12 protein-coding genes are annotated in these 15,450 nt (G+C 61.4%); all 12 read left to right on the top strand.

Annotated elements, in window-relative coordinates:
- Positions 1–373 precede the first annotated feature (373 nt).
- The 12 genes from dnaE to lpxD all read left to right on the top strand — a co-directional run bounded on the left by dnaE (position 374) and on the right by lpxD (position 15,396).
- Entirely contained in the window at positions 374–3,844 is a 3,471-nt protein-coding gene (gene dnaE / locus ACMDCR_RS18915; RefSeq protein WP_413988091.1) for a DNA polymerase III subunit alpha, read from the top strand.
- A gap of 62 nt (positions 3,845–3,906) precedes the next feature.
- Positions 3,907–4,140 carry an AbrB/MazE/SpoVT family DNA-binding domain-containing protein gene (locus ACMDCR_RS18910; protein ID WP_284314231.1) on the top strand — a complete coding sequence of 78 codons (234 nt, stop codon included), beginning with the start codon at positions 3,907–3,909 and terminating at the stop codon, positions 4,138–4,140.
- Positions 4,140–4,538: a type II toxin-antitoxin system VapC family toxin gene (locus ACMDCR_RS18905; protein WP_413988090.1), complete on the top strand. Its 399-nt coding sequence runs from the start codon at positions 4,140–4,142 to the stop codon at positions 4,536–4,538. Before ACMDCR_RS18910 ends, ACMDCR_RS18905 begins: the two co-directional genes overlap by 1 nt.
- Before the next feature lie 207 nt (positions 4,539–4,745).
- Positions 4,746–5,753, top strand: a complete 1,008-nt coding sequence (locus ACMDCR_RS18900; protein WP_413988089.1) for a 30S ribosomal protein S2 — start codon at positions 4,746–4,748, stop codon at positions 5,751–5,753.
- 245 nt (positions 5,754–5,998) lie between these two features.
- Positions 5,999–6,931 (top strand): translation elongation factor Ts, encoded by a 933-nt coding sequence (gene tsf / locus ACMDCR_RS18895; RefSeq protein WP_413988088.1) that lies wholly within the window; start codon positions 5,999–6,001, stop codon positions 6,929–6,931.
- Positions 6,932–7,156: 225 nt separating this feature from the next.
- A complete protein-coding gene (gene pyrH / locus ACMDCR_RS18890) occupies positions 7,157–7,873 on the top strand; it encodes a UMP kinase (RefSeq protein WP_284314227.1) in 717 nt (238 codons plus the stop codon).
- 34 nt (positions 7,874–7,907) lie between these two features.
- Positions 7,908–8,468, top strand: coding sequence for a ribosome recycling factor (gene frr / locus ACMDCR_RS18885; RefSeq protein WP_413988087.1), 561 nt, complete (start codon positions 7,908–7,910; stop codon positions 8,466–8,468).
- Positions 8,469–8,617: 149 nt separating this feature from the next.
- Positions 8,618–9,370: an isoprenyl transferase gene (locus ACMDCR_RS18880; RefSeq protein ID WP_413993666.1), complete on the top strand. Its 753-nt coding sequence runs from the start codon at positions 8,618–8,620 to the stop codon at positions 9,368–9,370.
- Positions 9,371–9,510: 140 nt separating this feature from the next.
- A complete protein-coding gene (locus ACMDCR_RS18875) occupies positions 9,511–10,332 on the top strand; it encodes a phosphatidate cytidylyltransferase (protein WP_413988086.1) in 822 nt (273 codons plus the stop codon).
- Positions 10,333–10,392: 60 nt separating this feature from the next.
- Positions 10,393–11,517, top strand: a complete 1,125-nt coding sequence (locus tag ACMDCR_RS18870) for a M50 family metallopeptidase (RefSeq protein WP_413988085.1) — start codon at positions 10,393–10,395, stop codon at positions 11,515–11,517.
- A gap of 174 nt (positions 11,518–11,691) precedes the next feature.
- A complete protein-coding gene (bamA, locus tag ACMDCR_RS18865; RefSeq protein ID WP_413988084.1) occupies positions 11,692–13,962 on the top strand; it encodes an outer membrane protein assembly factor BamA in 2,271 nt (756 codons plus the stop codon).
- Between the two features lie 369 nt (positions 13,963–14,331).
- A complete protein-coding gene (lpxD, locus tag ACMDCR_RS18860; protein WP_413993665.1) occupies positions 14,332–15,396 on the top strand; it encodes a UDP-3-O-(3-hydroxymyristoyl)glucosamine N-acyltransferase in 1,065 nt (354 codons plus the stop codon).
- Positions 15,397–15,450 lie beyond the last annotated feature (54 nt).

Raw genomic sequence — 15,450 nt, 5'->3', positions numbered from 1 at the left:
GCGACGCAAGATGGCAGTTGCGCGACGGCGCGCTTGACTCGGAACAAAACGTGAACATAGTATCCGTTTATTCAAAAGGAGGACGCAATGCTCGTTCGTTTTGCCGAAGATCTCGCCGCCATCACCTCCATGAGCCTGTTCCTGATCATGATTGCCATGTGGACCGGCTTTCTCAGCGGTATTTGACTCCTGGTTTTCCACACTTATCCACAGGCGTTCAACAGGCACGGCGGCCAATATGTGGCGGCCATCGGGCAGCGATGGCGGGGCCGAAATGTTCCCTATGGCCGCCGATCGGTTTGCCCTAGATGGTTGAATGAGAATGGGGACGGTGAGTCGTCCCTGGGTTCCGATGGCTGCAGGCGGAGGCATCATGGCAGAGGGCAAGGCAGCGGGCGGGCCTGGCTTCGTGCACCTGCATGTGTGTTCATCCTATTCCCTGCTCGAAGGGGCAATGAAAGTCCCCAAGATTGCCGACCTCGCCAAGGCCGACGGCATGCCGGCGGTGGCGCTGACCGACGTCAACAATCTCTTCGGGGCGCTGGAGTTTTCCGAGAAGCTGGCCGGCAGCGGCATCCAGCCGATCATGGGCATCTCGCTCGCCGTCAGTTTCGCCGATCGCGAGGACGCCTCCGATCGCCGCGCGTTGCATCAGCGCCGTCTGCCGCGCCTGGTCCTGCTGGCGCAGAACGAGGAGGGCTATGGCCACCTCATGGCGCTGTCCTCGCATTCCTACACGGATCCCGACAGCGGGGAGGAGGCTCATGTCTCGATCGAGCGATTGGCGGAACTCGGCGGTGGCCTGATCGTGTTGACCGGTGGGCCATCCGGTCCGCTCGACATGGCCCTGCGCGACGGGTTGGACGAACTCGCCAGCACGAGGCTGCAGCGCCTTTCAGGCCTGTTCGGGGACCGGCTTTATGTCGAGGTGCAGCGGCACGATATGCCCGAGGAGCAGCAGATCGAGGCGCCTCTGATCGAACTCGCTTATGCCGCCGGTATCCCGATCGTGGCGACGAACGAAGTCTATTTCGCCGCGCGCGCCGACCATGAATCCCATGACGCACTGCTCGCCATCGCCGAGGGGCGAATCCTTGCCGAGAATGATCGCCGAAAGGTGACGCCGCACCACTACTTCAAGAGCCGCACGGAGATGATGTCCTTATTCAAGGATATCCCCGAGGCTATTGAGAATACGATAGAAATTGCCAAGAGATGTGCGTTCCGCGTTCGGACCCGAAAGCCGATCCTGCCGCGCTTCTCGACCGGCGTCGACGAGAACGGGCAGCCCGTTGACGAAGCGGTGGAACTTCGCCGCCAGGCGGAGGAGGGGCTGGGCGCCCGGCTTGCCGCTCATGGCCCGGCGCCCGGCCACGACGTGGAAAGCTATGCCAAGCGGCTCGAATTCGAGCTCTCGATCATCGAACGCATGAAGTTCCCCGGCTACTTCCTGATCGTGTCGGACTTCATCAAGCATGCCAAGTCGAAGGGTATACCGGTGGGACCGGGACGCGGTTCGGGCGCAGGATCGCTCGTTGCCTATGCGCTGACCATCACTGATCTCGATCCGCTGCGCTTCAGCCTGCTCTTCGAGCGCTTCCTCAACCCCGAACGTATCTCGATGCCGGACTTCGACATCGATTTCTGCCAGGAGCGGCGTGACGAGGTCATCCGCTATGTGCAGGAGAAATATGGCGAGGACCGTGTCGCCCAGATCATCACCTTCGGTTCGCTCCAGGCGCGTGGCGTGCTGCGCGACGTCGGGCGCACTCTCGAGATGGGCTACAATCAGGTCGACAAGCTCTGCAAGCTGGTGCCGCAGAACCCGGCCAATCCGGTCACCTTGGCGAAGGCCATCGAGGACGAGCCCAAGCTGCGCGAATCCGCCAAGGACGACCCGACTGTCGAGCGTCTCCTGACCATCGCCCAGAAGCTGGAGGGGCTCTACCGCCATGCCTCCACCCATGCGGCGGGTGTGGTAATCGGAGACCGTCCGCTGGTGCAGCTGGTGCCACTCTATCACGACCCCAAGACCGCGATGCCGATGCCGGCGACGCAGTTCAACATGAAGTGGATCGAGCAGGCAGGGCTGGTGAAGTTCGACTTCCTCGGCCTGAAGACGCTTACCGTGCTGCAGCGCGCGCTGATGTTCCTGGCCCAGCGCGGCATCAAGCTCGACCTCGCCGGCGTGCCGTTGGACGATGTGAAGAGCTATGAGATGCTTGGCCGCGGCGAGACGGTGGGCGTGTTCCAGGTTGAAAGCGCGGGCATGCGCAAGGCCCTGCTCGACATGAACGCCGACCGTTTCGAGGACATCATCGCACTGGTGGCGCTCTATCGCCCAGGCCCGATGGCGAACATCCCGGTCTACAACGCCCGCAAGAAGGGTCTGGAAGAGCCAGACTACATGCTCGATCAGCTCAAGCCGGCACTGGAAGAGACCTATGGCGTCATCATCTACCAGGAACAGGTGATGCAGATCGCGCAGATCCTCTCCGGCTATACGCTGGGCGAGGCGGACATGCTGCGGCGTGCCATGGGCAAGAAGATCAAGGCCGAAATGGACGCCCAGCGCGCCCGCTTCGTGGAAGGCGCCGTCGAGCGCGGCACCAGGAAGGCCAAGGCGGACGAGATCTTCGACTATCTCGCCAAATTCGCCGATTACGGCTTCAACAAGAGCCACGCCGCTGCTTATGCGCTGGTTTCCTACCATACGGCCTATCTGAAGGCGAACTATCCGGTGGAGTTCATGGCGGCCTCGATGTCGCTCGATATCTCCAATACCGACAAGCTCAACGAATTCCGGCTGGAAGCGCGCCGCCTCGGCATCAAGGTCGAGCCGCCCTCCATCAACCGTTCTGGTCCGGATTTCGAGGTGCACGATGGCGCCATCCGCTATGCACTCGGCGCCGTCAAGGGCGTGGGTCCGGCGGCCATGCAGCGCCTGGTCGAGATCCGTGGCGATGAGCCCTTCTTCGACCTTGGCGATTTCGCGCGCCGCATCGATCCCAAGGCGATCAATAAGCGTATTTTGGAGAGTCTGGCTGCCGCCGGCGCCTTCGATGAGTTCGACCGCGACCGGGCCCGCATCACGGCTTCCCTCGATGCCGTCATGGCGCATGCCCAGCGCGCCCATGCCGAAAAGAGCGAAGGGCAGGGCGACATGTTCGGCGCTGCCTCGGCACCCGAGCCATTGAAGGGCATGATCATCGAGCCCTGGGAACCGTCGGACCGCCTGCAGCGCGAATTCGACGCCATCGGCTTCTTCCTGTCGGGCCACCCGCTCGATGCCTACACCACCGCGCTGGAGCGCCTCCAGGTGCCATCCTGGGCTCAGTTCACCCAGAAGGTGAAGCAGGGCGCGACGGCCGGGCGCCTGGCCGCAACGGTGCTGTCGCGCTCCGAACGCAAGACGCGCACCGGCTCGAAAATGGGCGTGATCATGCTCTCCGACGCCTCGGGGCAGTTCGAGGCAGTGATCTTCTCCGAAGGCCTGGCGCAATATCGCGAATTGCTGGAGCCCGGTACGGCGGTGCTGATCGCCGTGCAGGCCGCGCATGAAGGCGATGATGTACGCATCCGCATCGTTACGGCAGAGCGGCTGGACGCGGCCACGGCCAAGACCCAACGCGGCATCAAGGTTTTCCTGCAGGGCGACCAGGCCCTCGATTCTGTTGCCAAGCGCCTGGGGCAACGGGGGGAGGGCGAGGTCTTCCTGATCCTGCAGATCGAGGACGGCCAGCGCGAGGTCGAACTGAAGCTGCCGGGCCGCTACCTGGTCACGCCGCAGATCGCAGGCGCAATCAAGGCGATACCGGGCGTGGCGACCGTGCAGCAGATGTAGTTCAGTCGTTGTTTTCATGTTAAGTAATGCATCTTTTAAAGATTGCATTACCGAGGTGCTCGATGACAGCGACAGTGACAAGCAAGGGGCAGGTGACGCTGCCGAAGGAAGTGCGCGATCTGCTTGGCGTGGGGCCAGGCAGCCTTATCGACTTCCGGCGCGCTCCCGACGGCAGTATCGTGCTGGTCAAAGCGGACAAGAAGGAGGCCGCGAGCCGCTTCGCCAAATGGCGGGGCAGCGCGGATGCGGGCCTCAGCACGGATGAGATCATGGCTATGACGCGCGGTGAGGATTAATGGTTCTCGTCGACGCCAATATCTTGATTGACTTGGTAACAAACGATTCCGCTTGGTCGTCATGGTCGTTGGCGCGGCTGGAGGAGGCTGCGCTTGCGGGCTCTATTTTGATCAATGACGTCATCTATTCCGAGATATCTATGGGATTTCAGCGGATTGAGGACCTCGATCTTATGCTCGCGGAGACCATGGTTGGTCTTGTGCCGATGCCCCGGGCCGCTCTGTTCCTAGCAGGCAAGGCCTTTCGGCAGTATCGCGCCAATGGCGGTACGCGTACTGGGGTGCTGCCTGACTTCTTCATAGGAGCCCATGCGGCCGTGCAAGGCTGGCCGATTCTCACGCGTGATGTTCGGCGCTATCGCACCTACTTCCCCACGGTGCGGCTTATAGCGCCATGATCGTGATTGCCATCCGGTCATACGGATAGAATTTGCGCAGTTCGTACTTGCTTATTCCGGGGCGCGCCCTTATAGAGCCGCCCATTCCACACGCGGACGAAGCAGCGCAAGTTGCTCCGGTGCCGTGCTATTGCTTTGGGCCGGAAAGGTCTGGCGAGGCGAGCACGGTGGATGTCCGCGGAGGCTTTCAACCGGGGTTTACCTACCATGGCACTGCCAGATTACTCGATGCGCCAGCTCCTCGAAGCGGGCGCGCATTTCGGCCATCAGTCGCATCGCTGGAACCCGAAGATGGGTCCCTATCTCTTCGGCGTGCGCAACGGCATTCACATCATCGACCTCGCGCAGACGGTTCCGGCCTTCCACCGTGCGCTGCAGGCCGTGTCCGACACGGTCGCACGTGGCGGCCGCGTGCTCTTCGTCGGCACCAAGCGCCAGGCACAGGATGCGGTCGCTGATGCGGCTCGCCGTTCGGCTCAGTATTACGTCAATTCGCGTTGGCTCGGCGGCACGCTGACCAACTGGAAAACGATCTCGAACTCGATCCAGCGTCTGCGCAAGCTCGATGAGCTGCTCTCTGGTGGCGCCCAGCAGGGTTACACCAAGAAGGAGCGCCTCGACCTGACCCGCGAGCGCGACAAGCTCGAGCGCGCCCTCGGCGGTATCAAGGACATGGGCGGCACGCCCGACCTGATCTTCATCATCGATACCAACAAGGAAGATATCGCGATCAAGGAAGCTCGCCGCCTCAACATTCCGGTGGCTGCGATCCTCGATTCGAATTCCGATCCCGATGGCATCACCTACCCGATTCCGGCCAATGACGATGCCGGCCGCGCCCTGTCGCTCTATTGCGACCTCGTTGCCCGCGCCGCTCTCGACGGAATTTCCCGCGCTCATGGCGATCTCGGCATCGATATCGGAGCCGAGGAAGCGCCGGTTCTCGAGGAACTGCCGGTTGCCGAGGAGACCTCGGGTGAGACTTTCGAACTTCTCTCGGCTCCCCGCGGCGCTCCGGACGATCTGTCGAAGCTGACTGGTGTCGGCCCGCAGCTCGAGAAGAAGCTGAATGAAGGCGGTCTGTGGCATTACTGGCAGTTTGCTGCCATGACGCCGGAAGATGTCGCCAAGGTCGACAGCGAACTCAAGCTCAACGGCCGCATCGAGCGTGATGGCTGGGTGGAGCTCGCTCGCAACCTGGTCGCCGGCGCCTAAAAGCATTTTGTGATTTGCCAGAATTGGCAAGAATCGCAAAACGCGTCGAAACAAAGAGCTAGAGCAAAATCGCATGTTGATGCGTTTTGCTCTAGGATCGACGGGCTGCAATTTTCCCGCAGCCATCCTATATATCGTGAAACACGGCCCGGTTGCTCGCATTCCGTTTGTCACATCGGAATGCTAAGCGCCGGGCCGCTTCCCATCACCGGACTGATTCCGGTTTCCCAACGAGGTATTCCCTGATGTCGAACATTTCCGCCGCCATGGTGAAGGACCTGCGCGAACAGACTGGCGCGGGCATGATGGATTGCAAGGCTGCTCTCACCGAGGTGGCCGGCGACATGGAAGCCGCTGTGGACTGGCTGCGCAAGAAAGGCCTGTCCAAGGCCGCCAAGAAGGCGGGCCGCGTGGCCGCCGAAGGCCTGGTCGCCCTGCTGGTCGAGGGCAATAAGGGTGTTGCCGTCGAGGTGAACTCTGAGACCGACTTCGTGGCCCGCAACCCCGAATTCCAGGATCTCGTGTCGGGTATCGCCGCTGTCGCGCTCAAGGTCGGCAGCGACGTGGAAGCCATCAAGGCGGCTCCGTTCGACGGTGAGGGCACTGTTGCCGACAAGATCTCCGCTACGGTCGCCAAGATCGGCGAGCACATGTCGCTGCGCCGCGCCGAGACGCTGTCGGTCGGGCAGGGGGCTCTGGCCACTTATGTCCATAACCCGGTGGTGCCGAACAAGGGCCGTATCGGCGTGATCGTCGCACTCGAGTCAACCGGCGGCAATGCCGAGAAGCTTGCCGAACTCGGCCGCCAGATCGCCATGCATGTCGCGTCCTCCAATCCGGTTGCGGTCGATGCCGCCGGCGTCGATGCAGCCACGATCGAGCGTGAGAAGGCCATCCTGGCCGACAAGTATCGCGAGCAGGGCAAGCCGGAAGCGGCGATCGCCAAGATCGTCGAGAGCGGCATCAAGACCTACTTCAAGGAAGTGACGCTGCTCGAGCAGCCCTTCATCTTCGAGCCTTCGAAATCGGTCGGCCAGGCCCTCAAGGAGAGCGAAGGTGCGGCCGGTGGCCCGATCAAGGTGGCTGGCTTCATTCGCTACGCCCTTGGCGAGGGCATTGAGAAGCAGGAAAGCGACTTCGCTGCCGAAGTCGCCGCCCAGGCCGGCCACGCTGCCTGATAGCGTGCCGATCTCCGGCTGGCATGGAACCCGTGCTGGCCGGTTCGAGCACTTTTCCAAGTGCTGATCCCGCCAGATCGACTGAAGTCGATGTGGCTGAGAAGATCGACGCAGCCATTTTTATCCGCCCATGGTCATCTTTTGGTCATGTGGATCAATGAAACGACCAACAGGCGGCCTCGTGCCGCCTGTTGTATAAGTGGCCAGCGAATCGGAGCAGAAATCATGACGGCACTTCCCTATAAACGCGTCCTGGTAAAGCTCTCCGGCGAGGCCCTGATGGGCAAGGAAGCCTTCGGGATCGATAGGGGCACCGTGCGCCGCATCGCCGAAGATGTCATTGAGGCGGTGAAGCTCGGCGTGGAAGTGGCGGTCGTGGTCGGCGGCGGCAATATCTTCCGAGGCTCGCAGATCGCAGGCATGGGCCTTTCGCGCCCCGCGGCCGACTCCATGGGAATGCTGGCCACGGTGATGAACGTGATCGCGCTCGAAGCCCAGCTTGCCTCGCTCGGCCAGTCTGCCCGTGCCATGTCGGGTGTCGCCATGCCGTCGGTGGTCGAGACCTATACGCGCCAGCAGGCGATGGAGCATCTCGCCAAGGACCGCGTGGTCCTGCTCGCCGGCGGTACCGGCAATCCCTTCTTCACCACCGATACGGGTGCCGCCCTGCGCGCTGCGGAACTCGAATGCAATGTCCTGATGAAGGGCACGCAGGTGGACGGCATCTACACCGCCGACCCGAAGAAAGATCCCACCGCTACCCGCTATGACCGGATTACCCATGACGAAGTGATCCGAAAGGACCTCAAGATCATGGATACGGCTGCGTTTGCCCTTGCCCGAGAGGCCCGCTTGCCGATAATCGTCTTTTCGATTCATGAAGCCGGATCGATCGCTGCAGTGCTGCGGGGGCAGGCACCCTGTACCCTGGTCACCGACTGATCGTCCAAACCAGAAGATTCCCGAGGGCAGGACCATGTCTGCGTCATTCGATATTGCCGACGTCAAGCGCCGCATGGACGGCGCTCTCAACGCGCTCAAGCATGAGTTGGGTGGCTTGCGCACCGGCCGTGCCTCTTCTTCCCTGCTTGAGCCGGTGCATGTCGAGGCCTATGGCGCCAGCATGTCACTCTCCCAGGTTGCCACAGTCTCCGTACCCGAGCCGCGCCTGATCAGCGTGCAGGTGTGGGACCGCGGCATGGTCGGCGCGGTCGAGAAGGCCATCATCAATTCCAATCTCGGCCTCAATCCGCAGACCGAGGGTCAGGTCATCCGCCTGCGGATCCCGGAGATGACGCAGGATCGCCGCAAGGAGCTGGTGAAGGTTGCGCACAAATATGCGGAGTCCGCCCGCGTCGCGGTTCGTCATGTCCGACGCGACGGCCTGGACGTCTTGAAGAAGACCGAGAAGGACGGCACCATCGGCGAGGATGAAGAGAAGCGTCTGGCCGATCAGGTGCAGAAGGCGACGGACGCGATGATCGCCGAAATCGACAAGACGCTCGCCGCCAAGGAAAAAGAGATCCTGCAAGTGTGATACACAGGTCTTGCAATCCGTCCGCAAGGACTATTTCTTGATCTGTTTTGACACGAAATATCCACTGTCCCCCGGATGATCGTTCGATAGAATTCGTGCCAATATAGGGCGGATGAAGCTTCGAGGCACTTATGTTTGGCAGGGATCTGATCGAGGATGCGAATGTGGCGACGCTGCCGGCACATGTCGCCATCATCATGGATGGGAACGGGCGCTGGGCATCCAGGCGCCTGATGCCGCGGTTCGAGGGGCACCGCCGCGGCGTCGAAGCCCTGCGGCGCACGGTGCGTGCGGCGTCCGATATCGGCATTCGTTATCTGACGCTCTACTCCTTCTCGTCGGAGAACTGGTCGCGGCCTCGCCTCGAGGTCGACTACCTCATGGGCCTGGTGAAGCGTTTCGTGCGCAATGACCTCGCCGAACTCCATGCTAGCAACGTCCGTGTCCGCATCATCGGCGAGCGCGACGGCCTGGAGGGCGAACTCGCCGATCTTCTGGTCGATGCCGAGAACCTCACCGCCGCCAATACCGGCCTCACTTTGATCGTTGCCTTCAACTATGGCGGCCGTCAGGAAATCGCCTCCGCAGCCCGGCGCCTGGCCGAGATGGTCGCTGCCGGGACGCTGAGGCCGGAGGAGATAACCCCGGAGTTGCTGGCGGGCAAGCTGCATACCGTCGATATTCCCGACCCCGACCTCGTGATCCGTACCTCGGGCGAGCAAAGGATCTCCAATTTCCTGCTCTGGCAGTCGGCCTATGCCGAGTTTGTCTTCCTGCCGTTGCTCTGGCCCGACTTCGACCGCAGCGCCTTGGAGGCGGCTCTGGCGGAGTTTAAGGCTCGCGACCGTCGGTTCGGCGGTGTGTCCGAGCCAACGCCCCCGCGCCAGGCAACTTCAGGTTAGGCCTCGCGTGGATTCCGGAGTGAGCGCGAACGGGCGAAGGAAAGGGCAGGGCAGCGGGTGCTTCCGGTTTGGGCGTCACGGGAAACAAATGCGGATGCGGCAAATTGCCCGCCATGCCCAGATCGCCTGCAGGTTCTGAAATGCCGAGCGCCCAGACCAATTGGTCCGACCTCACGGTCCGCATCGCTTCCGCTTTCGTCATGGCGGGGTTGGCACTCCTCACCAATTGGCTAGGTGGTCCTGCCTTTGCGCTTTTCTGGCTGCTCGCCGCGATTGCCGTTCTGTGCGAATGGCTATTCCTTATCCGGGCGGGGGCGAAGGATTGGCCCACGGTCATCGCGGCTTCCGCTTTCCTGATCCTGGCCACGGCTTTCGCTTACGAGGGCCATGGCATATCCGCCTTGTTCATTATCGCCGGCGGAGCAATCGTGCTCGGATCGGTTGCTATCGCACGGCCCTGGCCCCAGCCGCTTCTAACGGCGGCGGCCTTGCCTTACGCGGCCTGCATCGTCCTGCCGGTGACGCTGCTGCGGTTGGACGAGCCGCATGGTATGCTTGCCGTCTTCGTTTTGTTCGCCATCGTGTGGGGTTCCGACATCATGGCCTACTTTACCGGCCGAACCTTGGGTGGACCCAAACTCTGGCCGAGCATCAGCCCGAAGAAGACGTGGTCCGGCTTCATCGGCGGCCTTGTCTTCGGTGCGGTTGCTGCCGGGCTGGTTGCAGGTTCATCTGTGCTGGTGTTGCTGGGCGCGTTGCTGGCCGCCGTGTCACAGGGAGGCGATCTCCTTGAATCCGCCCTGAAGCGCCGTTTTGATGCCAAAGATGCCAGTCACCTTATTCCAGGGCATGGCGGTGTCATGGACAGGCTCGACGGCTTTCTGGCCGCGGCCTTCGTGGCGCTGGTGATTGGACTGCTTCGCGCCGGCGTGCATCCGGCTTCGGGGTTCGTGGCCTGGTAGGGCCCGAATCCGATCTTGGGAAAGGGGCCTCGCCCGCGGACGAGGCTTGAGGGTTATGGGATGATGGGCGTTCTCGACAGTCTTGGCATGGGCGCGCTCGGTTTCGTGCCGTTCGTCATAATCATCTCCATCCTGATCTTCTTCCACGAACTCGGCCACTTTCTTGTTGGCCGGTGGTGTGGCGTCAAGGTGGTGACCTTTTCGATCGGGTTCGGCCCCGAACTCTTCGGCTTCGACGACAGGCACGGCACACATTGGCGAGTGGCCGCCATCCCCCTCGGTGGCTATGTCCGCTTCTTCGGCGACGCCAATGCCGCCTCCATGCCAGACGTGGAACGCAATCAATTGATGACGCCGGAGGAGCGGGCTGTGAGCCTGTTTCACAAGACGGTCTGGCAGCGCATCGCCATCGTCGCGGCCGGGCCATTGGCCAATTTCATCCTCGCCATCTTCGTCTTCGCGGCGGCATTTTCCATTTATGGTTACCCAAATGATGATCCCGTAATTGGCCCTATGAGTGTGGATGGCGCCGCCGCCAAGGCAGGGTTGCAGAGGGGAGACCGCATCGTCGAAGTCAGCGGCACCAAGGTTACGGTGTTCGACCAGCTTCCTGGCCTGATTGCGGGAGAGGCGGGTAAACCTGTGAAGCTGACGATCCAGCGGGGATCGGAGAGTTTCGATGTGAGCGTCGTGCCGAAGGTAACCACGGCCCCGGGGCTGGATGGAAAGCCTGTCACCCAAGGCAGAATCGGCATCGGGCCGGGCGGTATGGAGCGGCTCGACCCCTTCACGGCACTCTGGACGGGAACTCTTGCTACGGCGCAAACCATTGGTGCGTCAGTAGATTTTATCTATGGCTGGATCGTCGGACGAGGTGATCCGAACCAGGTTGCGGGCATTGTCGGAATCGCAGTGGCCTCCAAGACCATCGGTGAGACCATGGGGCTGATGGGCCTCGTGCTGCTCACGGCGAGCCTTTCTGTCTCGGTCGGCTTCATCAATCTACTGCCTATCCCGGTTCTCGATGGCGGCCATCTCGTGTTCTACACCATCGAAGCGGTGCGCGGACGACCGCTCGGCGCGCGGGCGCAGGAGCTCTCCTTCGGCATCGGCCTCATGTTGATAATTACAATTACTGTTTTGGTGTTGGGCCATGATCTGTCACGACAAATTTATGGCGGTTGAATGGGCGTGGCGGATTCGCAACGGTCTCCCAAAAAAGGACGACTGCCTCTCCCGGGTCGGTTTGCATGCGTCGGGAAACCCTGTAGAAGCATTTCCAATGAGCTCAATGCGGGCCTTCTAAGCTTGGCATCGAAACTCACATTGGTTTGGTAAAAAGAGTGGGATTAAGACCCGATGGCAACAGCAATGTACAAGTTGAAGCTGGGCGTTGCCCTCGCGGCTGTCGCGGTTCCATCGCTTTTCGGTGCCTTTATAGCCTCTCCGTTGGTAGGCTCGGCCGAAGCTGCGCCTAGGAAGCAAGTTGCGTCGCGGTCGGCGCCGATCGTCAATCGTATCGTTTTCGAGAAGAACAAGAAGGTCACGTCGGATCAGCTCACGTCCATCATGGAGACGAAGCCCGGCAGCCCGCTGAACCAGGCCACCCTGAATGCCGATATCGATCGCATGAAGGAAGCCTACAACCGGGCTGGGCGCTCGACGGTCCAGATCAGCTATCGTGAAGTTCCGCTGCCGAACAACCGCGTCGACCTTGTCTTCACGGTGGCGGAAGGCGTGAAGATCGGCATCGACGAGATCAAGTTCGTCGGCAATAACAATTATTCCGACTGGCGCCTGAAGCGTCAGATGGTGACGATTGAATCCGGTTATCTGGGCTGGCTGCGCACCACCGACACCTACGATCCGGACCGCCTCGCTGCGGACGAAGAGCGTCTGCGCGTGTTCTACGTGAACCACGGCTATCCCGACTTCCGCGTGCTTTCGGTGGTGCCCTCGCTGAACGACAAGCAGGACGGCTACATCATCACCATCACGGTCGATGAAGGGAAATACTACAAATTTGGCCCCTCGCAGGTTCAGTCCACTATCTCGGACGTCAATCCGGATGAGCTTCAGCATAACATTCATAGCTGGAACAACTGGACCTATCGCGGCGAAGACGTGGACAAGACCGTCGAGGACATGACCATCCAGCTTGCCGGCTCCGGTCATCCCTTCGCGCAGGTTCGTCCTCGTGCGGTCCGCGATGACAGCGGTGACACGATCGGCGTGAACTATGTGGTCGAGGAAGGCGCGAAGGTCTATATCGAGCGCATCAACATCACCGGTAACACCCGCACGCGTGACTATGTCATCCGCCGCGAGTTCGATATCGGTGAAGGCGACCCCTACAACCAGGCCATGATCGACCGGGCGGCCCGCCGCCTGCGGAACCTCGGCTACTTCCAGAGCGTGAAAATCACCAACACGCCGGGCTCCGAGCCTGACCGCGTTGTGGTGAATGTCGAAGTGGTCGACCAGTCGACCGGTGAGTTCTCGGTCGGCGGTGGCTACTCCACTTCGGACGGTTTCCTCGGCGAAGTCTCGCTCACCGAGCGCAACTTCCTCGGCCGTGGCCAGTATGTGAAGGCGTCGGTCCAGTATGGCCAGCGCACACAGGGCTACGGACTGTCCTTCACCGAGCCTTACTTCATGGGCCAGCGCATCGCTGCCGGCTTCGATCTCTTCTCGAAGACGACCGATGACAGCGACTACCAGTTCTACAAGGACCAGACCACGGGCGGCACGCTTCGCGCCGCGTTCCCGATCACCGAGAACTTCACCGTCGGCGTGAATTATACGATCTATACTGAGAAGGTCACCATCCCTTCGCAGTATAACGACAATAACTACCTCAATGGTGAAGCTTCGCGCGCCATCAAGGAACTGGATAATAAGAATCGGCTCGTCTCACAGATCGGCTATACCCTCACTTATAATTCGCTGGATGACCTGAAGCAGCCAAGCGAAGGTATCTACGCTCAGTTCAAGCAGGACGTTGCTGGTCTTGGTGGCGATGCCAAGTTCGTGAAGTCTTCGGTTGATTCACGCTACTATTATCCGCTGACCGACGACCTGACGATCATGGCACGCGCGCAGGGCGGCTACATGGTCGGTTTCGGTGGCCAAAAGCTTGCGATCGTCGACCAGTTCAACCCTGGTCCGGATCTGGTGCGCGGCTTCGCCCCTGGCGGCATCGGCGACCGGGATCTGGCGGGCGGCTCCAAGGGCAACGGGCTTGGCGGCACCAGCTACTATGGTGGCACGCTGGAACTGCAGTTCCCGATTTTCGGCCTGCCGCGTGAAGTCGGCCTGCGCGGCGCGATCTTCGCCGACGCCGGCTCGGTGTTCGGCTATGGCGGTACGCATTTCAGCCAGCAGTGCGGACCGCTTCCTGCAGGCAACCCTGCCGGTACCGGCAACTGCGACTTTGCCGGTGGGGGGCTGAGAAGTGGTGTTCGGCCCTTCGACCTCTATAAGAATAATCCGATCCGCTCGTCCGTCGGTGCCAGCTTGCTCTGGGCCTCGCCCATTGGTCCGCTACGCTTCGACTACGCTTTCGTTCTTACCAAAGCGAAGCATGACGACACCCAGGCCTTCCATTTCGGCACGATCGTCAACTATTGATGGTCTGACCTGTCCACCATGGCCGGCCGGTCACCATGTGGCCGGCCGGTTTTTTGTGGTCGCAACTGATGATGGAAGATTGCAGGAACTCAGGCAGGGCGGTCAGCGGTTCGTGCAAAGAAGATATACAATTCAATAGGATGTGAAGGTTTCCTGATCCAAATGGATTAGAAGGCGCCATACACGAAAAGTTCTGAAATATTCAGTGTTTTGCCTCCGCAGGATAGACTCGTGTATGGGCTGGCGCGACCACTCACTTGCGGTAACTTTTTTGCAAATCGGCGGGCGTAATCGTAAGAACTGATATCAGCTTCGGGCCTGCTGGCCTCCGGTGCTGATTTCCAAGAGGCTGATCGCAGCGTGGATATGATGACTGATCCGGTTTTCTTTCGGGCGCGCAGCCGGCTCGCCGTGGCGGACATCACCCGTCTCACCGGCGCGGAACCCATCGAGGGCCTGTCGCCTGACATCACCGTCGAACGCGTCGCACCGCTCGACCAGGCTGGGGAGGGCGACCTCAGCTTCCTGGAGAATCCGCACTACCTGCCGATGCTGGCGACGTCCAAGGCGGCGTTGATCCTGATCTCGCCGAAATTCCTTGACCGGGCTCCAAGGAGCGCTCCACTCATGGTGGCGCGCGAACCCTACAGGGCTTTCGCGCAGATCGGCATCGCCATGTTCCCGGAGGCGGCCCGACCCCAGTCCTTTTTTGGGGCCAAGGGCGTATCTCCCGGTGCCGTCGTTCATCCCGAGGCCCGGCTCGAGATCGGCGTCACGGTCGATCCCGGCGCGGTCATTGGGCCGCGGGCGGAGATCGGCGCCGGCACCATTATCGGCGCCAATGCGGTGGTCGGGCCCGACGTTCGCATCGGCCGTGACTGCTCGATCAGCGCCAATGCCGTGATCCAGCATTCCCTCATCGGCAACCGTGTCATCATCCATTCCGGGGCCTGCCTCGGCCAGGATGGCTTCGGCTTCTCGATGGGGCCGCGCGGGCATCTCAAGGTGCCGCAAGTCGGCCGGGTCGTGATCCAGGACGATGTCGAGATCGGCGCGGGAACTACGATTGACCGTGGCGCCAATCGCGACACCATCGTCGGCGAGGGCACCAAGATCGATAACCAGGTCCAGATCGGCCACAATGTCATGGTGGGCCGGCATTGCGTGCTGGTGGCCAAGGTTGGCATTTCCGGATCGACGGTTCTGGAGGATTTCGTGGTCATGGGCGGAGCCTCAGCCACGGTGGGCCATATCCGCATCGGCATGGGAGCCCAGATCGCCGGCGCCGCCAATGTGAAGGATGATGTGCCGCCGGGCGCCCGCATGGCAGGCACTCCGGCACAGCCGCTGGTCGACTTCGCCCGAGAATTGGCCCTGCTCAAGCGCCTGGTCAAGGAGACGCGGGTGCGATCCGATACCAAGAAGGAAGGCTGAGCCGCAACCAGCAGCCGGAGAAGGCAGCGATACTCAACGAAACGGCCCTGCCTG

Origin of the sequence: Labrys okinawensis, assembly GCF_047345005.1 — a bacterium.
GTDB classification, from domain to species: domain Bacteria; phylum Pseudomonadota; class Alphaproteobacteria; order Rhizobiales; family Labraceae; genus Labrys; species Labrys okinawensis.
Note: the sequence above shows the minus strand (reverse complement) of the source record. Positions and strands in the feature narration are given on the sequence as shown.

What these genes read in the sequence shown, in the direction of transcription:
- ACMDCR_RS18875 (WP_413988086.1), top strand. Translation starts at nt 9,511, where the DNA reads ATGCCGAGCGCCCAGACCAATTGGTCCGACCTCACGGTCCGCATCGCT.
- ACMDCR_RS18910 (WP_284314231.1), top strand. Translation starts at nt 3,907, where the DNA reads ATGACAGCGACAGTGACAAGCAAGGGGCAGGTGACGCTGCCGAAGGAA.
- ACMDCR_RS18900 (WP_413988089.1), top strand. Translation starts at nt 4,746, where the DNA reads ATGGCACTGCCAGATTACTCGATGCGCCAGCTCCTCGAAGCGGGCGCG.
- ACMDCR_RS18905 (WP_413988090.1), top strand. Translation starts at nt 4,140, where the DNA reads ATGGTTCTCGTCGACGCCAATATCTTGATTGACTTGGTAACAAACGAT.
- dnaE (WP_413988091.1), top strand. Translation starts at nt 374, where the DNA reads ATGGCAGAGGGCAAGGCAGCGGGCGGGCCTGGCTTCGTGCACCTGCAT.
- tsf (WP_413988088.1), top strand. Translation starts at nt 5,999, where the DNA reads ATGTCGAACATTTCCGCCGCCATGGTGAAGGACCTGCGCGAACAGACT.
- ACMDCR_RS18870 (WP_413988085.1), top strand. Translation starts at nt 10,393, where the DNA reads ATGATGGGCGTTCTCGACAGTCTTGGCATGGGCGCGCTCGGTTTCGTG.
- lpxD (WP_413993665.1), top strand. Translation starts at nt 14,332, where the DNA reads ATGACTGATCCGGTTTTCTTTCGGGCGCGCAGCCGGCTCGCCGTGGCG.
- frr (WP_413988087.1), top strand. Translation starts at nt 7,908, where the DNA reads ATGTCTGCGTCATTCGATATTGCCGACGTCAAGCGCCGCATGGACGGC.
- pyrH (WP_284314227.1), top strand. Translation starts at nt 7,157, where the DNA reads ATGACGGCACTTCCCTATAAACGCGTCCTGGTAAAGCTCTCCGGCGAG.
- bamA (WP_413988084.1), top strand. Translation starts at nt 11,692, where the DNA reads ATGGCAACAGCAATGTACAAGTTGAAGCTGGGCGTTGCCCTCGCGGCT.